Source organism: Pseudomonas sp. FG-3G (genome assembly GCF_901007645.1).
GTDB lineage: Bacteria > Pseudomonadota > Gammaproteobacteria > Pseudomonadales > Pseudomonadaceae > Aquipseudomonas > Aquipseudomonas rhizophila.
The window spans coordinates 12,855-31,854 of record NZ_CAAKGZ010000025.1 but is presented as its reverse complement, the minus strand read 5'-3'; the positions used below and the strand labels follow the sequence as shown (position 1 = coordinate 31,854).

General features: G+C 60.5%; 16 protein-coding genes. All 16 read right to left on the bottom strand.

Annotated elements, in window-relative coordinates; all coding sequences use genetic code 11:
* Positions 1-60 precede the first annotated feature (60 nt).
* The 16 genes from PSEUDOMOFG3G_RS17520 to ccoN all read right to left on the bottom strand — a co-directional run bounded on the left by PSEUDOMOFG3G_RS17520 (position 61) and on the right by ccoN (position 18,635).
* Positions 61-609 carry an adenine phosphoribosyltransferase gene (locus PSEUDOMOFG3G_RS17520; RefSeq protein ID WP_041020481.1) on the bottom strand — a complete coding sequence of 183 codons (549 nt, stop codon included), beginning with the start codon at positions 607-609 and terminating at the stop codon, positions 61-63.
* A gap of 75 nt (positions 610-684) precedes the next feature.
* Positions 685-1,419, bottom strand: coding sequence for a fumarate/nitrate reduction transcriptional regulator Fnr (gene fnr, locus PSEUDOMOFG3G_RS17515; protein ID WP_047227176.1), 735 nt, complete (start codon positions 1,417-1,419; stop codon positions 685-687).
* Positions 1,420-1,512: 93 nt separating this feature from the next.
* The gene (gene hemN, locus PSEUDOMOFG3G_RS17510; RefSeq protein ID WP_139050723.1) at positions 1,513-2,895 is read right to left on the bottom strand and encodes an oxygen-independent coproporphyrinogen III oxidase; all 1,383 of its coding nucleotides are present in this window, start codon (positions 2,893-2,895) and stop codon (positions 1,513-1,515) included.
* Positions 2,896-3,102: 207 nt separating this feature from the next.
* Positions 3,103-3,786, bottom strand: coding sequence for a sulfite exporter TauE/SafE family protein (locus tag PSEUDOMOFG3G_RS17505; RefSeq protein WP_047227178.1), 684 nt, complete (start codon positions 3,784-3,786; stop codon positions 3,103-3,105).
* On the bottom strand, positions 3,779-3,997 hold the full coding sequence (gene ccoS, locus PSEUDOMOFG3G_RS17500; protein ID WP_047227179.1) for a cbb3-type cytochrome oxidase assembly protein CcoS: 219 nt from the start codon (positions 3,995-3,997) through the stop codon (positions 3,779-3,781). Before ccoS ends, PSEUDOMOFG3G_RS17505 begins: the two co-directional genes overlap by 8 nt.
* A 24-nt stretch (positions 3,998-4,021) precedes the next feature.
* Complete coding sequence (locus tag PSEUDOMOFG3G_RS17495) at positions 4,022-6,472, bottom strand: heavy metal translocating P-type ATPase (protein WP_139050722.1); 2,451 nt, start codon at positions 6,470-6,472, stop codon at positions 4,022-4,024.
* Between the two features lie 163 nt (positions 6,473-6,635).
* Positions 6,636-7,175, bottom strand: coding sequence for a FixH family protein (locus tag PSEUDOMOFG3G_RS17490; RefSeq protein ID WP_047227181.1), 540 nt, complete (start codon positions 7,173-7,175; stop codon positions 6,636-6,638).
* Between the two features lie 11 nt (positions 7,176-7,186).
* A complete protein-coding gene (gene ccoG, locus PSEUDOMOFG3G_RS17485; protein ID WP_047227182.1) occupies positions 7,187-8,602 on the bottom strand; it encodes a cytochrome c oxidase accessory protein CcoG in 1,416 nt (471 codons plus the stop codon).
* 488 nt (positions 8,603-9,090) lie between these two features.
* On the bottom strand, positions 9,091-10,101 hold the full coding sequence (locus PSEUDOMOFG3G_RS17480) for a hypothetical protein (protein WP_139050721.1): 1,011 nt from the start codon (positions 10,099-10,101) through the stop codon (positions 9,091-9,093).
* Positions 10,102-10,107: 6 nt separating this feature from the next.
* The gene (locus tag PSEUDOMOFG3G_RS17475; protein ID WP_257220832.1) at positions 10,108-14,511 is read right to left on the bottom strand and encodes an RHS repeat-associated core domain-containing protein; all 4,404 of its coding nucleotides are present in this window, start codon (positions 14,509-14,511) and stop codon (positions 10,108-10,110) included.
* A 90-nt stretch (positions 14,512-14,601) separates the two neighbouring features.
* On the bottom strand, positions 14,602-15,012 hold the full coding sequence (locus PSEUDOMOFG3G_RS17470) for a type II toxin-antitoxin system VapC family toxin (RefSeq protein WP_139050720.1): 411 nt from the start codon (positions 15,010-15,012) through the stop codon (positions 14,602-14,604).
* Positions 15,012-15,266, bottom strand: a complete 255-nt coding sequence (locus PSEUDOMOFG3G_RS17465; RefSeq protein WP_139050719.1) for a type II toxin-antitoxin system Phd/YefM family antitoxin — start codon at positions 15,264-15,266, stop codon at positions 15,012-15,014. Before PSEUDOMOFG3G_RS17465 ends, PSEUDOMOFG3G_RS17470 begins: the two co-directional genes overlap by 1 nt.
* A 147-nt stretch (positions 15,267-15,413) precedes the next feature.
* Complete coding sequence (gene ccoP, locus PSEUDOMOFG3G_RS17460; RefSeq protein ID WP_076385618.1) at positions 15,414-16,397, bottom strand: cytochrome-c oxidase, cbb3-type subunit III; 984 nt, start codon at positions 16,395-16,397, stop codon at positions 15,414-15,416.
* Positions 16,394-16,579, bottom strand: coding sequence for a CcoQ/FixQ family Cbb3-type cytochrome c oxidase assembly chaperone (locus PSEUDOMOFG3G_RS17455; RefSeq protein WP_003183474.1), 186 nt, complete (start codon positions 16,577-16,579; stop codon positions 16,394-16,396). The genes ccoP and PSEUDOMOFG3G_RS17455 overlap by 4 nt, the downstream gene beginning before the upstream one ends.
* Before the next feature lie 5 nt (positions 16,580-16,584).
* On the bottom strand, positions 16,585-17,193 hold the full coding sequence (gene ccoO, locus PSEUDOMOFG3G_RS17450; RefSeq protein WP_014339380.1) for a cytochrome-c oxidase, cbb3-type subunit II: 609 nt from the start codon (positions 17,191-17,193) through the stop codon (positions 16,585-16,587).
* Positions 17,193-18,635, bottom strand: coding sequence for a cytochrome-c oxidase, cbb3-type subunit I (gene ccoN, locus PSEUDOMOFG3G_RS17445; protein WP_047227187.1), 1,443 nt, complete (start codon positions 18,633-18,635; stop codon positions 17,193-17,195). The genes ccoO and ccoN overlap by 1 nt, the downstream gene beginning before the upstream one ends.
* Positions 18,636-19,000 lie beyond the last annotated feature (365 nt).

Genomic DNA, 19,000 nt, shown 5'->3' with positions numbered 1-19,000 from the left:
ACACACCACTATCGCGAGCAGGCTCGCTCCCACATGGGGTGTGTGTGCTATTGACGGGCGTTACCTTTCGCTCAACGAAAACTGCGTCAGGCAGAACGTCGGTATCCCCATGTCTTCCAGGCGCTGCGAGCCAAGCAACTCCGGCAGGTCGATGATCGCCGCGGCCTCGTGGACCTTGGCGCCCATGCGGCGGATCAGGTTGGCGGCGGCGATCAGCGTGCCGCCGGTGGCGATCAGGTCATCGAACATCACCACCGAATCACCCTCGCACAGGCTGTCGGCGTGAACTTCAAGGAAGGCTTCGCCGTATTCGGTCTGGTAACCCTCGGCCAGCACATCCGCCGGCAGCTTGCCTTGCTTGCGAAACAGCACCAAGGGCTTGTTCAACTGATAAGCCAGGATTGAGCCGATCAGGAAGCCTCGCGCATCCATCGCGCCGATGTGGGTGAATTCGGCCTCGACATAACGATGGGCGAAGCTGTCCATCACCAGCCGCAGCGCGGTGGGGGACTGGAACAGTGGGGTAATGTCGCGAAAGATCACGCCCGGCTTGGGGAAATCGATCACGGGGCGGATCAGGGATTTGATATCGAAGGAGTCGAAGACCATCGTCTAGGTGTCCTGGCAGGCTGCAAACGCCGGAGTATAGCGCGGCAAGGCGAACCTGGGCCGCGCGCATGCTCATCAGCCGTCGATCGAGCCACCCGCCAGGGCGCAGAGCTGGATCGGGTCGAGAATATGGATCTCCTTGCCTTCGGCGGCGATCAACTCGTTCTGTTGGAAACGGGTGAATACCCGGGACACGGTCTCCACCGCCAGGCCCAGGTAGTTGCCGATTTCGTTACGCGACATGCTCAGGCGGAACTGGTTGGCCGAAAACCCGCGAGCGCGGAAACGTGCCGAGAGGTTGACCAGGAACGTGGCGATGCGTTCGTCGGCGGTTTTCTTCGAGAGCAGCAGCATCATTTGCTGATCGTCGCGGATCTCCCGGCTCATGACTCGCATCAACTGACGACGCAGTTGCGGCAGTTGCAAGGCCAGTTCGTCCAGGCGATCGAAGGGGATCTCGCACACAGAGGTGGTTTCCAGCGCCTGGGCCGAGACCGGATGGGTTTCGGTGTCCATGCCCGACAGACCCACCAGCTCGCTGGGCAGGTGGAAGCCGGTGAGCTGTTCTTCGCCGCCATCGCTCAGATTGAAGGTTTTCAAGGCGCCCGAGCGCACGGCATAGACGGAATCGAAGGTGTCGCCCTGGCGAAACAGGAATTCACCTTTTTTCAACGGTCGGCCCCGTTTAACGATGTCGTCCAGCGCGTCCATATCCTCCAGATTCAATGAAAGTGGCAGGCAGAGCGGAGCCAGGCTGCAATCCTTGCAATGGGCCTGGTTGTGGGCGCGCAGTTTGACTGGCTCGGACATTTCTTAAATCCTTGTGGGAAACACACATAAGCCGTAAGGGTAACTCAGCTAAGGTACTCCGACCAGTGGGCTTTCATCGTCAAATTGTCGCGCTCAGATGACTCGGGAGAAGCGCTGTCGATTGTGTCCTTCCAGATAGGCATCAAAGACCATGCACACCGAGCGCACCAGCAGGCGCCCGGCGGGCAGTACCTTGATGTGGCTACTGTCCAATTCGATCAGGCCGTCCGCGGCCATCTCTTGCAGTTGTGGCCACAACGGTGCGAAGTAACCGCGAAAATCGATGTTGAACGTTTGTTCGATGTCGGTGAATAGCAGATTGAAATGGCAGATCAACTGCTGGATCACCGCGCGCCGCAGCCGATCGTCGGCATTGCACAGCAGCCCGCGACTGGTCGCCAGTTGACCGTCGGCCAGGGTGTTCTGGTAATGGCTCAGGTCACTGCTGTTCTGGCAGTACAAATCGCCGATCTGGCTGATGGCTGACACGCCAAGGCCGATCAGGTCGCAGTGACCATGGGTGGTATAGCCCTGGAAGTTGCGTTGCAGGGTGGCGTCTTCCTGGGCAATCGCCAGTTCGTCGTCGGGCAGGGCGAAGTGGTCCATGCCGATATAGCGATAACCCGCCGCAGTCAGCTGTTCGATGGTGCCTTGCAGCATTGCCAGTTTCTGCGCCGGGTTGGGCAGGTCCTGGCTGTTGATCCGGCGTTGCGGCATGAAGCGTTCCGGCAAGTGGGCGTAGTTGAACACCGAAAGCCGGTCCGGCTGCAGCTGGATGACTTCCTGGACCGTGCGGGCGAAATTTTCCGGGGTCTGTTTGGGCAGCCCGTAGATCAGGTCGATGTTGATCGAACGGAACTGCAAGGTCCGGGCGGCTTCGAGCACTGCGCGGGTTTCTTCCAGGCTTTGCATGCGGTTGACGGCGCGCTGCACGGCCGGGTCAAGGTCTTGCAGGCCGATGCTGACGCGGTTGAAGCCAAGCTCCCGCAGCAGGCCCATGGTGGACCAGTCGGCTTCCCGGGGATCGATTTCGATACCATAGTCGCCGGAATCGTCCTCCAGCAGGTTGAAGTGTTGGCGCAACCTGGCCATCAGTTGGCGCAGTTCGTCATGGTTGAGGAACGTCGGGGTGCCGCCGCCCAGATGCAACTGTTCTACGCGCTGGGCCGGGTCGAGGTGGCAGCCGATCAGCTGGATTTCCTGCTCCAGGCGTTGCAGATAGGCATGCGCGCGGCTGCGGTCCTTGGTGATGACTTTGTTGCAGGCGCAGTAGTAGCAAATGTTCGCGCAGAACGGCACATGCACATACAACGACAGTGGCCTCAAGGCTTTGCGGCTGTCGCGCAGGGCGTGGAGCAGGTCGAAGGTCCCCACCTGGCTGCCGAATTGCGCCGCGGTCGGATACGAGGTGTAGCGGGGCCCCGCCAGGTCGTAACGGTGGATCAGGTTTGAGTCCCAACGAATGGCGTCGAGCATGCGGGCGTTTCCCGGATAGGCTGGCATGGGCGAGAGTTTAAGAGGGAGGGCGCGGGGCGGTTTTGATTTGCGTCAACGGGGGGTGGAGTCTGGGCGAGGGCCAATCGCGAGCAAGCTCGCTCCCACAGGGATTTGCGGTGTTCATGAGGTTTGGGTCAGCCGCGATCCAGTGTGGGAGCGAGCCTGCTCACGATGGCGGCGACTCGGTCAATGCCCCATGAGCCAATGCTGATGCGGCCCTGGCAGGGTCCAGACACCAAAGACAATCACCAGCAAACCACCGGCCATGCGCACGCTGCGTTTGCGCAACAGGGCGGTGATGCGTTCGGCGGCCATGCCGGTGGCGAGCAACACCGGCCAGGTGCCGAGACCGAAGGCGAGCATCAGCAACGCGCTGTCCAGCGCATCGCCCTGGCTGGCCGACCAGAGCAGGGTGCTGTAGACCAACCCGCACGGCAGCCAGCCCCAGAGCGCGCCGAGCAGCAAGGCCCGGGGCAGGCTCGACACGGGAAGCAAGCGGTTGGCGACGGGCTGGATATGCCGCCACAGGCCACGACCGACGCCTTCGATGCGGGTCAGGCCGCTCCACCAGCCCGCCAGGTACAGGCCCATGGCGATCAACAGCAGGCCGGCCAACACGCGCATGACCATCGCCGCCGGACTATTGGCCACGGCCCAACCAGCCAGGCCGATCAGTAGCCCTGCGCTGGCGTAGCTCAGAATCCGCCCAACGTTGTAGGCCAGCAGCAACCGAAAGCGCCGGCTGCGCTGTTCCTTGGGGATTGCCAGGGTCAGGGCGCCCATCAGGCCGCCGCACATCCCCAGGCAATGGCCGCCGCCCAATAAACCCAGGATGAGCGCCGAGACCAACAGTGGCGCCAGATCAAGCATGGGGCGGGGCCTTGTCGTCCGGTTTGCGGGGCTCGCCGCTGGCTTCGTCCACCGCTGCCTTGTGGTTCGGATCCTGATCGTCGAACAGAATGCTGTGGGCCGGACCGTCGAGGTCGTCGTACTGCCCGCTGTCCACGGCCCAGAAGAAGATGTAGACGGCAATGGCCACGATCAGCAGTGCGGCCGGGATCATCACGTAAAGAGCTGGCATGTCGGAACTCCATGCCCGCGCGGCTCAGGCCGGCAGCGGGCGGGTATCGGGCGAGGCATCGAAAACCTGCATCTTGGGCTGGCGAGTCAGCCTCAGCGCATTCAACACCACGGTCAGCGAACTGATGGACATGCCGATCGCGGCCCACACCGGCGTAATCCAGCCGAGGGCGGCGAACGGCAACATGAGGCCATTGTACAGTGCCGCCCACACCAGGTTCTCGATGATCACCCGCCGTGTGCGCCGCGCCAGGCTGAAGGCGTGGATCAGGGCGTCGAGACGGTTGGACAGCAGCACCGCATCGGCGCTGGTCTTGGCAAGATCGGTGGCCGAGCCCATGGCGACACTGATGTCCGCCGCCGCCAGCACCGGCACGTCGTTCACCCCGTCGCCGAGCATCAGCACCTTGCGGCCCTGCTGGTGCAATTGTTGCAACACGGCCAGTTTGTCGTCCGGGCGCAAACCGCCGCGGGCTTCATCGATGCCCAGTTCGGCGGCGACACTGGCAACCATGGGCGAACTGTCGCCCGACAGCAACAGTGTGCGCCAGCCCCGCGCTTTGCAGGCGGCCAGCAGTGCCGGGGCGTCGGCACGCAAGCGGTCGTCGAGGACGAACCAGGCCAACGGACCGATGTCATCACCCAGCAGCAACCATTGTCCGGGCTCATCCGGCATCACCGGCACCGCCGCGCCACTGAGTTCGCAGACAAAACCGGGTTGGCCGATGCGCAGGCGCTGGTCACCCACCAGCCCTTCCAGGCCTAGCCCCGGGGTGCTTTGCACATGCTCGGCGGCCAGTGGCGCGCGGCCAAAGGCACGGGCGATGGGGTGTTCGGAGCGATTTTCCAGGGCAGCGGCCAGGCCCAGGCATTGATCACTGTCCAGGGCCGTCAGCGTTCGAATGGCGCGCAACGCCAGACGCCCTTCGGTGAGGGTGCCGGTCTTGTCGAAAATCACCGTGTCGATCTGGTTCAGGCCCTCCAGCACATGGCCGCGAGTCAGCAGCAGGCCAAGCTTGTGCAGCGTGCCGGTGGCGGCGGTAAGAGCGGTTGGCGTGGCCAGGGACAGTGCGCAAGGGCAGGTGGCGACCAGCATCGCCAGCACAATCCAGAAGGCGCGAGAGGCATCCAGTTGCCACCACAGCACACCGATGGCCGCCGCAGCGACCAGGGAGAACAGCAGGAACCATTGCGCGGCGCGGTCGGCGATTTCCGCCAGCCGCGGCTTCTCGGCCTGGGCTCGTTCCAGCAACCGGACGATGGCCGACAGCCGGGTGTCTTGCCCCAGTGCCAACACCTGGACCGTCAAGGCGCCTTCCACGTTAAGGGTGCCGGCCGTCACCGTGTCGCCCACATGGCGAGGTTGTGGCAGGTATTCGCCGGTCAGCAGTGATTCGTCCACGCTGGACTGGCCGTCGAGGATTCTGCCGTCGGCCGGCAGAACCGCTCCGGGATGCACCAGGACCCGGTCACCGGTGCGCAATTCGCTGAGCAGGATGCGTTCACTCTGGCCGTTATCCTCCAGGCGCAGGCACGAGGCCGGCAGCAGATTAACCAGTTGTGCGGTGGCGGCAGCGGTGCGCTCCCGGGCACGGCGTTCCAGGTAGCGACCGGCTAGAAGGAACAGTGCGAACATGCCCACGGCATCGAAATACAACTCGCCCACCCCAGTGACTGACGTCCAGATCCCGGCCACGTAGGCACCGCCAATGGCCAGGGACACCGAAACGTCCATGGTCAGGTGTCGGGTGCGCAGGTCGCGCATCGCGCCCTTGAAGAACGGCGCGCAGCTATAGAACACGATAGGTGTGGTGAGGAACAGCGCGACCCAGCGCAGGATGGTGTGCATCTCCGGGCTCAGGTCGATGTTGAATTCCGGCCAGGTGGCCATGGTCGCCATCATCGCCTGGAACCAGAGCAAACCGGCTACGCCCAATTGGCGCAGGGCCAGGCGGTTTTGCGCGGCCAGTTGTTCGCTGGCCTGATCGGCCTGGTAGGGATGGGCGACGTAGCCGATCTGGCGCAGTTCGGCCAGCAAGGTGCTCAGCGGCAATTGAGCGTCGGCCCAGCTCACGTGCAAGCGGTGATTGGACAGGTTCAGCCGCGCCTCGGCCACGGCGGGCAGGCTGCGCAGTTGTTTTTCGATCAGCCAGCCGCAGGCGGCGCAACTGATGCCTTCGATCAGCAGCGTGGTTTCGGCCAGCTCGCCTTCATGGCGCACGAACGACTGCTGCACGTCCGGGCGGTCGTACAGCGCCAGCTCATCGGTCAACTGGACCGGCAGGGTTTCGGGGTTGGCCGACGCTTCGCTGCGATGCTGGTAATAACTTTCCAAACCACCGGCGACAATGGCCTCGGCCACCGCCTGGCAGCCCGGGCAGCACAGCTCACGGGTTTCACCCAGGACAACGGCGGTGAAGCGACTGCCTGGGGGGACGGGCAGGGCGCAGTGGTAGCAAGGCAGTGGGGTGGTCATGGTTGTCGCTATGAAGGCCTTTGTGGCGAGGGAGCTTGCTCCCGCTCGACTGCGAAGCAGTCGTAATCCTGGAACTCAATATGCCTGAAAGGAGCCTCAGGCCAAAAGACAGGGCCGCTTCGCAGCCCAGCGGGAGCAAGCTCCCTCGCCACAGGAAAGCAGCTTATTTCTTCAGGTCTTCAGCGCCTTGCAGCGGTTCATCGCCGAGCAGGATGGCCTGGTCATGGTTGATCTGCTCTTCTTCGAACAGGCGCCAGGTCTTGTCGTTCTCCACACCCAGCAATTCGACAAAGCGCCGGCCTTCGATCTTGTCCGTCAATTGACCGACATACCGTCCCGGCTCGCTGTCGTTGCGCGTCAGGACGATCTTGCGATCCTTCTCCGGCTGGGTGGGCGAGATCAGGCTCAGTTCCAGGGTCTGGGGCCGGCTGTCGCCGCTCAGGCGCAGGTTTACTTCGCCGGTGACGTCATCCAGTTGCACGTTGGCATGCAGTTGCAGGGTCTGGCCCAGCAGTTCGCGCTCCAGGGAGCGGTTGATGCCCTTGCCGGCTTCGTAGTAGTTGTCGTTGACTAGGTTGTCCGGGTTGTTCACGGCGATGGTCACCATGGTCAGACTCAGCGTCACCGAGCAGGCCAGGATCGCAATGATGATCCACGGCCAGAGATGCTTGTACCAGGGGCTGGTGGCGGTTGCTGCAGGCATGTTCAGTTCTCTCAACGAATTTGTGGGCCGATGAACCGGCTCTTGGCTTCAACATGAACGCTGTCGTCATCGGCATCCTTGAGGATGAACGTCACCTCGTTGGTGCTCGACGGCAGTTGGTCCGGTGCACTGGACAGTTCTACCGGCTGGGTGAAGATCTCACCGGCCGCGACCTTGATTTCCCGGCGTCCCTGGAGCTTGAGATCCGGCAGGCCGGAGGCCTCCAGCACGTACGTATGGTCGTGCTGGTCCTTGTTCATGATCTTGAGGCTGTAGACGTTCTCGATCCGGCCTTCGGCGTTCTCGCGGTACAGCACGCGGTCCTTGCTGACATCGAAACCGACCAGCGAACGCATGAAGAACGCGGTCACCAGCAGACTGATCATTGCCAGCAGCACCAGGGCATAACCGATCAGGCGTGGGCGCAGTTTATGGGTTTTCTGCCCCGAGAGGTTATGTTCGGTGGTGTAACTGATCAGCCCGCGCGGATAATCCATCTTGTCCATGATGTTGTCGCAGGCGTCGATGCACGCCGCGCAGCCGATGCATTCAATCTGCAGGCCATCGCGAATGTCGATACCGGTGGGGCAGACCTGGACGCACATGGTGCAGTCGATGCAGTCCCCCAGGCCCAGGGCCTTGTAGTCAACGCCCTTCTTGCGCGGGCCACGGCTTTCGCCCCGACGCGGGTCGTAGGAAACGATCAGGGTGTCCTTGTCGAACATCACGCTCTGGAAACGGGCGTAAGGACACATGTAGATGCACACCTGCTCGCGCAGCCAGCCGGCGTTGCCGTAGGTGGCGAGGGTAAAGAAGCCGACCCAGAAATACGACCAGCCATCGGCCTGGCCGGTAAAGAATTCGAACACCAGTTCGCGAATCGGCGTGAAATAACCGACGAAGGTCATGCCGGTCACAAAACCGATCAGCAGCCACAGGCTGTGCTTGGCCAACTTGCGCAGGAACTTGTTCCCGCTCATGGGCGCCTTGTCGAGCTTGATGCGTTGGTTGCGGTCGCCTTCGGTGACCTTCTCGCACCACATGAAAATCCAGGTCCACACGCTTTGCGGACAGGTGTAGCCGCACCAGACCCGCCCGGCATAGACCGTAATGAAAAACAGGCCGAAGGCGGCAATGATCAGCAGTCCGGACAGGAGGATGAAGTCCTGGGGCCAGAAGGTCGCACCGAAAATGAAGAATTTGCGTTCGGGCAGGTTCCACCAGACGGCCTGATGCCCGCCCCAGTTCAGCCAGACCGTACCGAAATACAGCAGGAACAACACGCCACCGCCGACCATCCGCAGGTTGCGGAACAGGCCGGTGAAGGCACGGGTGTAGATTTTTTCCCGAGAGGCATACAGGTCGACGCTTTGATTCGCGTCCTTGGCAGGCGGGGTGACGTCATGTACCGGAATCTGGTTACTCATCAAAATGCATCCCACGGCAGTGGAAAAGTGCCGGGATCAGTACGTGCCGACCACGGTCAGAAAGGGTATTGCAGTGGTGCAATGATACGCCTGTAGGTCTAGCTCAAGGGTGCGACCTTTGGTCGCGTTGGGACTCTGCATAGAATGGTGTAGCGGATGTAACAAGTCATGACCCAGATCAATTGACTATAGACATTCCATGGCGTTGACGAAAAAAACCATGGGCCGGCGACTCGTTCGACAGCCCCTCCTGATTGTTTTGTGCCACTATTTTTAGCGGCTCCGCCGCCCAGCGGGAGTAAGTTACCTCGCCACGGGGATTTGCGCTTAACCTGCGCCTGGTCATTTGTTCGCAAGCGCCAGATCGAACTGCTTGTTTCCCAATTTGATCTAGCCGCCAGGGTTTTCTTGAGCACAGCCGAATCCCGGCTCTGATTATTTTTGTGCGCTGCAAAGAGAAGCGTCAGGCGCACAAATGCATCAAGTTTCTACCGGCGGTACAAAATGTTGTAGAACGCGGTTTGCTCATCCTTGATCAAGGACAGATCGTGCCCCGTGAGAATTTTTTCGAACAGCGCTTTGTTGACTGCCATCCGACGCATGATGATCACCTCCAGCAATTGGCCGAACAGCGCTTCATCACGGACGTGTTTTTTCAGTTTTAGAATTTCGTGAGGCTTGTCTTTCAGGACGTGAAAGGCGTAATTCATCACAACCATATTGGAGACGAACAGGTTTGCCGTTGACTGAAGCGGATTGACCGCGTCGATCAAAGAATCAAATATTTTTTGCCTGTCCTGAGCATAGGTGGGCAAAAAAACGTCGGGGTACATAAGCTCGCTGTGACGATCATTGATCGCGCAGCGGTAATGGGTATCGTCGGGCTCGCTGAGTAATCTGACCGTGCTTGTTTGAAACGTTTTCAACGTACTCAGCAGTTGATGCTCTTTCCTGCTGTCGGCCTTGATCGCTTTGTAAACCAGATCAATCACATCCAGAAAAGCCACGGACCCCAGCCCATCGGTCGCCATCATCAACTGATTGCCCTCGATGCTGAACCGACGATACGCCTCGTCATCGATGCTCAATTCGAAGAGGAGGAACCTAAGCATGTAGTTCCTGAGGCGCGCATCCGCATCCAGGGTGCTGTTCTTCAAGCTGATCAGTTGGATCAGGTAGAAGAAAATAAAATATTCCTTGTTGGTTCGTTGACGGTTGTCGATTTCAAACAGGTAGCCAAAGCGCGACAGGACCAGGAGGAGGGCGTAGCAGTCGGGTTCCGTGAAGCCGTTCTTCAGCATGGCTTTTTCGAAAGCGCTGGTGGAAAACAAGTCCCGCCAGCGGCTAACGCTGAAGGGAGCGCCATTGTGTTTTTTCGCGACGACGTTCAGTAGCGAAGGCTCGTCTTCTTTGTAAAAAACAGCACCCAACGCCTTCGGATACGGCCGGACGTTCAGGAAATTTTCAAGCTTGTATGAGAGAAGATCGAATATGTCCATCTGGCTTTATCCGCAGGTCTTCCATTTTCCGTTCGGGCCTTTCTTCTCGACACGAAATGACGTAATGGTTTTATTGAATTTATCCAATAATCGGAAACCGATGCCTCTGGCCTTGGGCTCATTCGTCTTGGACAGCACGCCATCTTTCAGGCCCGTCTCTTTATAGTCAACGGTAGAGATGTCCTTGTGGTTATTGAGCATGCTGACCCCTTCGTTATTGACGGTGGCCACTACCCGATACTTCTCATTACCTGGGTTGAATCCAGGGTTACTGTCCTGGTTGACCCAGACCGCTTTCTCTCCTCGGATATTCGGAACCAAGCCGCCTTTGCCTCCGTTGGCGGCCTTGGACGAGACGGTTTCGCTCTCGCCCATGTACCGGATAATCTCATTCTCTTTAAGCCCCAGCGGGTCGATCCAGGTAAATGGATTCGGTGCGTAGCGATAAAGATTCAGGCTTGCGGCCAGGCCCAAGGGGTCGGGCGTGGTAAAGCGGCCTATGTCGGGATCATAGAAGCGGAAGGTGTTGTAGTGCAGGCCTGTTTCCCGGTCCAGGTATTGCCCCTGAAAACGCAGGTTCTGTTCTTCGATGTAGTACGGCTCACGGACTTCATCAGTGGTATTGCCCCATACCTGGTAGTGAGCGTGCCATAGCGGATAGCCGTCACTTTCCGTCAAGGCCTGTGGCTGACCATTGGGGTCGTTGTGGTAATAGCGGATGCGTTGATGTTCACCGATGCCGTCGACCCGGGCCAAGGGCTCGTGACTGTCGCCAATATAGAGGTACAGGCTGGTCAGGCTATTTTTATGTTCCTTGAGTAATTGCAGGCCATCCCAGTCGAAACGCGTGCGGGCGATGAGACGCCCGTTGTCGTCATGTTCGGTTTTCTCAATCCTTCGGCCCAACGGGTCGTAGCGCATCCTGACGACGTTTTCACCGTCGGATTTCTGGGTTCGAACTTCAACCAGCCGGTGATCCGAGTCGTAACTGAAGCGCTGCAGGCCATGTCGCCCACTGCGCTTTTCAATCATTCGGCCAAAATCATCGTAGCGATAGTGCTTATCCTGATAGCGCTTGAGTTGGTTGTGCGTAACCCGCCCACCTGTACCAAGTGAACTGTCGAGGAGATTGGCGGCGGCATCGAAGGAAAATGTTTCATTCTGGCCTTGTCGAGTGCCCTGGCTTGCCAGGATGCGGCCGGTCACATCGTAGTGCAGCAATTGGCGTTGTTGACCTTTTGGCTGCCGTTCAAGGCGCGCCACCAGGTGGTCGCCAGGATCAAACTCAAAATGGGTTTGATCTGCGGCAGGCATCAACGACGGCTGGCTGGTATGCCGGCGTTGGCGGCTGCGTAAGCGCCCGCTACGGTCATATTCACTCCGTGTGCTGATTTGGCCTTGGGTGCGCAGCACCTCTCGATGTAGCCGGTCGCGTTCGAAGTCGCTGATGACGTGGCCGTCGAGGTTGATTTGGTGCAGATGACCACTGCCATAGTACAGGCGGCTGACCCAACGGCCGTCGGGTAGGTGGGTCTGGATCAGGTTGCCGAGTTCGTCGTAGTGATGCTTCAGAACGCCCGCTGAACTCTGCTCCTCAATCAGATAACCCAGCGCGTCATAAGCAAAGCCCAGTCGTTGTTCGTTGCCGTCGTTAGCGATGACGGTGGCTTCGATTAACTGATTCAACGGGCTATAGCTGTACCGGGACTGTCCATCAGGTGTGATTCGGGTGGTCAGCCGGCCAATGGCATCACGTTCGAGATGATGAACAATGGTCCTTTCACTGGTCTGATGATCACCTCGCGGCGCTGCGATGGTTTCGACTCGTTTTACGTTGTTGAGGACGTCGTACGTGTAGCCTTTGGCGCTGCCATCAAGGTTGCGCTGTTCGGCCAACCGATCCCCCGCATCCCAGGCAAACCGGTAGCTCTCGCCATTCTCATTGGTCAGCGCCTGCAGCCGCCCGTAGCTGTCGTACGCGAATTGCACCTGCCGGCCGTGGGCGTCGGTGCGTTGGCGGACCTGACCGCGACGGTTGTGCTGGTAGAGCGTGGTGTGCCCGGCCGGGTCGGTGTAGCCGGTCAACTGCCCGGCGAGGTCGCGCTGGTACTGTTCGGTGCGGCCATCCGGCAATTGGCTGCTGAGCAAACGGCCTTGGGCGTCGTAGCTGAACTGGGTGCGCTCGCCGAGGGCGTCGGTGATGGTCTGCAGGTAGCCGCGCTGGTCGTAGCTGAACCGTGTCGGGTAACCCGAGCAATCGATGTGCTCCACCAACTGCCCGAACGGATTCCAGCGCAGCTTTTTAAGCTTGCCGGTGGCGTCGATGATTTCGATGACCTGACCGTGGGCGTCATAGCGATAGCGGGTGACGTGGCCCAGGGGATCGGTTTCGGCGGTGCAGTTGCCGCGTTGATCGTAGCGGTATTTCCAGCTGTGGCCGGCGGCGTCGGTGTCCACCAGCGGCAGCGCCCAGTGCTCGAGCCATAACGTCGAATCACTGCGGCCCAACGGATCGGTTTCGCCGATCAGGTTACCGGCCTCGTCATAGCTGTATTCATAGCGCCCGCCCTGTGGGTCGGTGGCGCTGAGCAGTTGGCGTTCGTCGTTCCACTCGAACAGCCAGGTCTGGCCGAGGTTGTCGCTGTATCGGGTGATCTGGTGTTGGCTGTTCCAGTGGCGCGTGCTGACGCGCTGCAAACCGTCGGTAATGCGGGTTACACCGGCCTTGAGGTCATAGTCGAACTGGTAGGTGTCGCCCTCGTCGGTCCAGTGGCGGACCACGCGCCATTCCTGGTCTTCGACCAAGGCCCATTCGTAGAAGCAACGCAGCCCGGTGGGCAGTTGGTGTTCCAGCATTCGCTGGCCGGCGTCGTAGCTGAAACGCCGTTGCACCTGGCCGGTGGCGTCGCGTACTTCGCTCAGGTTGTTCGCCGTGTCGTAGGCGTAGCTGACCAGCACTTCGCGCTGTTGGTCGGGGTAGAGACGTTCTATCCGGGTGACGCGTTCGCGCTCGCGGATCAGCTCGACTTGCACCAGATCGAAGGTGTCGCGCAGGCGTATCAGCCGTCCGGCGGCGTCGTAGTCGAAGAAGATGCGATTGTCGTTGCGGTCACCGAGTTGGCTCAGGCGCAGCAGGGATGTGTGGCCCGGCGTGGGTTCGAACAGGCGATACACGCCGTCGTCGCTTTCGATCAGCAACTGCCCGTTGAGATGACGTCGCACGGCCAGGCCTTCGCCAGCACTGAACACCGCGCCGCCCAACGGGATCGAACCCATGTCGATGGGCCGGGCCTGTTCGTCGGTGTAGAGCAGGGTCTCGCCGCCCTCGGGATGGGCGAGGATCTCCACCTGCACCTCGTAGACCACGCTCCAGCCCGCACCGAACATCCCTTCGCGGCGCTCGTCGCGGCTGTTGTAGAAGCGTTGCCAGTCGATTGGCAGAACACCGGGCAAAACGAAGTCCAGTTCTTCATCGCGGCCCAGCACTTTGGCGCCGGTGGCGGCATGCACTGGGTTCGACGAGCCCATGGTGGCGTTGGCCGCGGCGCCCATGGCGCTGCTGACCGCCATCGACGCCGCGCCACCGGCCAGCATGCACGGCAGTTTGCTGAAGAACTTGCCCTTGCCCCCCTTGAGCATCAGCAACGCGGTGACCGCCAGCCCCACGCCCGGGGTCTTGCCGCTGCGAATCTCACGCACCACCACTGAGCCGCCGCCGATGGTCACGTCCGGGGAAATCAACCCGGCCGAGACCACCGTCGCATCGCAGGTGCTGCGGTCGCCGCTGCGCACGGCGGGCTGGCCATTGATGGTGACTTTGTCCGAGCCTTCAGCCATGAACTGCGGCGGCATCGGTGGGTGCTTGGTGCAGATCACCAGGTCTTCCGGCCGAGTCTCTGTGCCGGGGGCGGGCGAGGCGACGGTGGGGCGCCACATCTGCGAGAAGAAGTTGCCGGCCATGTCCAGGTAACTGGCCTCGGCTTCTTCTTCCGGCTCGGGCATGTCCAGTTCGGTGCCGGCCGGCGCGACATGGGAAACAACCGCTCCGGCGGCGCGGGCCGAGGGGATGTTGTTGGTAAAGGTGTCCTTGGAGCCGGTGAGGATGTTGGCCTGCACCGTGGGCGGGAAGAGCGCGTTGCCGATGCCTTCGCAGATATTGCTCAGGCCTTCGTCGGCCCCGGTCTTGCTCATGGCAATGCCCACGACCGCCCCCACCACCGCACCGAGCAGGAAACAACCCAAGCCACCCGTGGCGACGGTGATGCCGGTGGCGGCCACCACCGCTGCCGTCGCCAGGGCGGTGATGGCGATGTTGGCCGCCACTTCCAGCACGCCGCCGAGAATGTCGGCCATCATGGAGGTGTGGTTCAGTGCATCGCCCAGGCGAGCGGCCCAGAGCGCGTCAGACATGCCGGGGGCTCATCGTTGCGCGCTGAAGTGTTTCGATGCCCATTGCGCCTATCTCCTTGGCGGTAATTGATGGTCCGTCGCGACGTTATATTAGCTTGACCATGGATTGAGCAAGGCCACGCCGCTGCTTTGAAAATCACTCACATTGCGGGTGACCACGGTCAGGCCATGGACCAGCGCCGTGGCGGCAATCAGTGCATCGCATTCATTGCTGCGATCCGGTACAGGCAGGCGAGCGCAGCGCAGCGCGACGGTGCGGTCGACCGCCAGGATCCTGCCGGAAAATGCGGGCAGGACGTGGTTATCCAGCCACGCGCGCAGGCGGCTGCCTTGCACCGGATCCTTGCGTTCGAAGCGCATTACACCAGTTTCCAGCTCCAATACGGTGATTGCCGAGACATACAGGTTGGGGGCGGACACGCTCCGTGCCCAGGCCTGTACGTTTTTATCTGCATGTGGCTTGCGCAGTTCCGAAATGACATTGGTGTCGAGTAGAAACATCAGGACAGGTCCACTGGCCGGGGAGTGATGATGGCACGTTCGGTATCGAAATCGATATCCGGCGCGTCAGGCATGACCAGCAACTCGACAATGCTGGTGCCAATGCCGGTCAGTTTCTGGTACTGCTCAATGCTTAGCAGTACGTGGGCCGGCTTGCCACGGTCAGTGATGATGACTGGCCCCTGGCGGGCGGCTTTTTTGGCACCACTTGTGTCGTGGTTGAATTCGCGGCTGGAAATGGTCGTGATGGACATGGCAGTGCCCTCATAAACTACAATGTAGGCACGTTACTACTGGCGTGGGAGGCGAGCAAGTGAAACAGCTTCGCTCCTGGATACCCACCAATAAAAAGGCCCCGCCAACATGGGTTGACGGGGCCTTTGGTACATCAGGCGTGTGCCTTACTGGGCATCGGCAGCTGGCGCCGGTTCCCCATGAGACAGGCTGTAGACGTACGCAGCCAGCAGGTGGACCTTGTCGTTACCCTGCAGATCGGCCTGGGCAGGCATCTGGCCCTGGCGACCGTAACGGATGGTCTGCTGCAGTTGAGCGAAGCTCGAACCGTAGATGAAACCGGCCGGGTGCGTCAGGTCAGGTGCGCCCATGGCAGGCGTGCCCTTGCCAGCTGGGCCGTGGCAGGCCACGCAGTTAGCCGCGAACAGCTTCTGGCCGTTGGCCGGATCGGCCTTGGCGCCTTCCGGCAGTTTACGGCCGTGCAGACTGGTCACCACGTAGGCGGAGACGTCGGCAACACCTTGCTCGCCAACCACGGCAGCCCAGCCCGGCATTACGGCATGACGACCGCCCATAATGGTGGTCTTGATGGTTTCCGGCTCACCACCCCAGCGCCAGTCGGCGTCGGTCAGGTTCGGGAAGCCGTAGGCACCCTTGGCGTCGGAACCGTGGCAGACCGAGCAGTTGGAGGCGAACAGGCGGCCACCCATCTTCAGGGCTTGCGGGTCCTTGGCGACTTCTTCAATCGGCATGGAAGCGAACTTGGCGAAGATCGGACCGAACTTGGCGTCCGAACGAGCCATTTCCTTTTCCCACTCGTGAACGCCGGTCCAGCCGGTCTGGCCATTGGCGAAAGGGGTCTGCTTTTCAGTGTCCAGGTAGTTATACCCTGGCAGCAGGCCTTTCCAGTTGCCCAGGCCCGGGTAGAGCACCAGATAACCCAAGGCGAAGACAATGGTGCCCACGAACAACATGAACCACCATTTAGGCAGTGGGTTGTCGTACTCTTCGATGCCATCGAACGAGTGACCAACAGTCTCGTCCGTTTGTTCGGCGCGCTGGCCCTTACGGGTCGACAGCAGCAGCCAGGTCAGGGCGAAGATCGTACCCAGACTGAGGACTGTGACGTACAGACTCCAGAACGTAGTCATTCTTTGTTACTCCTAGAAGCTTGCTCGACGTGCTTGATGGCTTCGGGATCATCCGCGAACGGCAGCAAGGTCGCGTCGTCAAACTCCGACTTGCGCTTGGGGCTGAACACCCACAACGCCAGACCGATAAAGGCCACCATCACGACGACGGTGCCCAGGCCACGAATCATCCCGATATCCATCTAAATCACCGTTTGCTTTTGATGATGGTGCCCAGGCCTTGCAGATAGGCCACCAGCGCGTCCATTTCAGTCTTGCCTTTCACGGCATCCTTGGCACCGGCGATGTCTTCATCGGTGTAAGGCACGCCCAGGGTACGCAAGACTTCCATTTTCTTGGCGGTGTCTTTGCCGTCGAGCTTGTTTTCTACGAGGAACGGGTAAGCCGGCATTTTCGACTCAGGCACTACGTTGCGCGGGTTGTACAGGTGCGCACGCTGCCAGTCGTCGGAGTAGCGACCGCCCACACGGGCCAGGTCCGGGCCGGTACGCTTGGAACCCCACAGGAACGGGTGGTCCCAGACGCTTTCACCGGCAACCGAGTAGTGGCCATAGCGTTCGGTTTCGGCGCGAAACGGACGGATCATCTGCGAGTGGCAGCCGACACAGCCGTTGGCGATGTAGACGTCGCGACCTTCCAGTTCAAGGGCGGTGCGCGGCTTCATGCCTTCGACCGGCTTGTTGGTCACGTCCTGGAAAAACAGCGGAACGATCTGGGTCAGGCCGCCGATGCTGACGGCGATGACCATGAAGAAGGCCAGCAGGCCAATATTCTTCTCTACTGTTTCGTGCTTCATCAGTGAGCTCCAACTACGGCGATCTTGGCGGCGGCTTCAGCTTCAGCCGGGTCAGAGGCACGAACGGTGCGATACACGTTGTAGGCCATGAACAGCATGCCGCTGGCGAAGAACGCGCCGCCCAGGGCACGGACGATGAAACCAGGGTGGCTGGCTTGCAGCGCTTCAACGAACGAGTAGGTCAGGGTGCCGTCGTCGTTGATTGCACGCCACATCAGGCCCTGGGTGATGCCGTTGACCCACATCGAGGCGATGTAGAGCACGGTGCCGATGGTGGCGAGCCAGAAGTGAGTGTTGATCAGGCCGGTGCTGTGCATCTGCGCACGACCGAACAGTTTCGGGATCATGTGGTAGATCGCGCCGATGGAAATCATCGCAACCCAGCCCAAGGCCCCGGCGTGTACGTGACCGATGGTCCAGTCGGTGTAGTGGCTCAGGGAGTTGACGGTCTTGATGGCCATCATCGGGCCTTCGAAGGTCGACATGCCGTAGAACGCCAGGGAAACCACCAGGAACCGCAGGATCGGGTCGGTGCGCAGCTTATGCCAGGCGCCCGAGAGGGTCATCATGCCGTTGATCATGCCGCCCCAGCTTGGAGCCAGCAGGATGATCGACATCGCCATGCCCAGGGACTGTGCCCAGTCCGGCAGCGCGGTGTAGTGCAGGTGGTGCGGGCCGGCCCAGATGTACAGGGTGATCAGCGCCCAGAAGTGGACGATGGACAGGCGATAGGAATAGATCGGACGCTCGGCCTGTTTCGGCACGAAGTAATACATCATCCCCAGGAAGCCGGTGGTCAGGAAGAAGCCCACGGCGTTGTGGCCGTACCACCACTGGATCATCGCGTCGGTGGCGCCCGAGTAGGCCGAGTAGGACTTGAAGAAGCTGACCGGCAGGGACGCGTGGTTGACGATGTGCAGCATGGCGGTCACGACGATGAAGGCACCGTAGAACCAGTTACCGACATAGATGTGCTTGGTCTTGCGCTTGACGATAGTGCCGAAGAACACCAGACCGTAGGTCACCCAGACGATGGCCAGCAGAATAGCCAGGGGCCATTCCAGCTCTGCGTATTCCTTGGTGGTGGTGAAACCCATCGGCAAGGTCACGATCGCACCGACGATGACCGCTTGCCAACCCCAGAAGGTGAAGGCGGCGAGGCTGTCGGAAATCAGTCGCGTTTGGCAGGTTCGCTGCACGACGTAATAGGAAGTGGCAAACAACGCACAACCACCGAAGGCGAAGATCACCAGGTTGGTGTGCAGCGGGCGCAGGCGTCCAAACGTCGTCCATGGCAGATCGAAGTTCAACTCCGGCCAGACCAGTTGCGAGGCGATGAATACACCGAGCCCCATGCCAAGGATCCCCCAGACCACCGTCATGATGGCGAACTGGCGGACTACCTTATAGTTATAAGCAGTCGGACTGATTGCTGTGCTCATTCTAAGGTTCCACGGTTTGGGTGTTTTATTAGGATAAAAATCGGTCGCAAGTATGGAGAAAGCGGGGGGTCATTGCAACGCGCCATGACCTGGGTCAATGCTTTCCAAAGCAGATTCTGCGGCCTTTCCATGTGCTGAGTAGGGACAAAATTGGCCCTCGGTAAAATGTCGCAACGAAGGAAAGAGGCGAGGGGGGCAGGTCGGTTGTAACGGGGTGTGTTCGAGCACGGCGTTCGGGTGATGCCAGGTAACTGTCGCAACAGCCGGTATTCACCTGCCTTTGCGGCCTTTTTGTCGAACGATTGTCGAACGCATCGGGTCGGGTCGACCTGAAACCGGCAGTCGCCAGCGCACGCAGAGGCAAG

Excerpts from the sequence above, each read along its gene's own strand:
- PSEUDOMOFG3G_RS17520 (WP_041020481.1), bottom strand. The coding sequence starts at position 609 with ATGGTCTTCGACTCCTTCGATATCAAATCCCTGATCCGCCCCGTGATC.
- fnr (WP_047227176.1), bottom strand. The coding sequence starts at position 1,419 with ATGTCCGAGCCAGTCAAACTGCGCGCCCACAACCAGGCCCATTGCAAG.
- hemN (WP_139050723.1), bottom strand. The coding sequence starts at position 2,895 with ATGCTCGACGCCATTCGTTGGGACTCAAACCTGATCCACCGTTACGAC.
- PSEUDOMOFG3G_RS17505 (WP_047227178.1), bottom strand. The coding sequence starts at position 3,786 with ATGCTTGATCTGGCGCCACTGTTGGTCTCGGCGCTCATCCTGGGTTTA.
- ccoS (WP_047227179.1), bottom strand. The coding sequence starts at position 3,997 with ATGCCAGCTCTTTACGTGATGATCCCGGCCGCACTGCTGATCGTGGCC.
- PSEUDOMOFG3G_RS17495 (WP_139050722.1), bottom strand. The coding sequence starts at position 6,472 with ATGACCACCCCACTGCCTTGCTACCACTGCGCCCTGCCCGTCCCCCCA.
- PSEUDOMOFG3G_RS17490 (WP_047227181.1), bottom strand. The coding sequence starts at position 7,175 with ATGCCTGCAGCAACCGCCACCAGCCCCTGGTACAAGCATCTCTGGCCG.
- ccoG (WP_047227182.1), bottom strand. The coding sequence starts at position 8,602 with ATGAGTAACCAGATTCCGGTACATGACGTCACCCCGCCTGCCAAGGAC.
- PSEUDOMOFG3G_RS17480 (WP_139050721.1), bottom strand. The coding sequence starts at position 10,101 with ATGGACATATTCGATCTTCTCTCATACAAGCTTGAAAATTTCCTGAAC.
- PSEUDOMOFG3G_RS17475 (WP_257220832.1), bottom strand. The coding sequence starts at position 14,511 with ATGTCTGACGCGCTCTGGGCCGCTCGCCTGGGCGATGCACTGAACCAC.
- PSEUDOMOFG3G_RS17470 (WP_139050720.1), bottom strand. The coding sequence starts at position 15,012 with ATGTTTCTACTCGACACCAATGTCATTTCGGAACTGCGCAAGCCACAT.
- PSEUDOMOFG3G_RS17465 (WP_139050719.1), bottom strand. The coding sequence starts at position 15,266 with ATGTCCATCACGACCATTTCCAGCCGCGAATTCAACCACGACACAAGT.
- ccoP (WP_076385618.1), bottom strand. The coding sequence starts at position 16,397 with ATGACTACGTTCTGGAGTCTGTACGTCACAGTCCTCAGTCTGGGTACG.
- PSEUDOMOFG3G_RS17455 (WP_003183474.1), bottom strand. The coding sequence starts at position 16,579 with ATGGATATCGGGATGATTCGTGGCCTGGGCACCGTCGTCGTGATGGTG.
- ccoO (WP_014339380.1), bottom strand. The coding sequence starts at position 17,193 with ATGAAGCACGAAACAGTAGAGAAGAATATTGGCCTGCTGGCCTTCTTC.
- ccoN (WP_047227187.1), bottom strand. The coding sequence starts at position 18,635 with ATGAGCACAGCAATCAGTCCGACTGCTTATAACTATAAGGTAGTCCGC.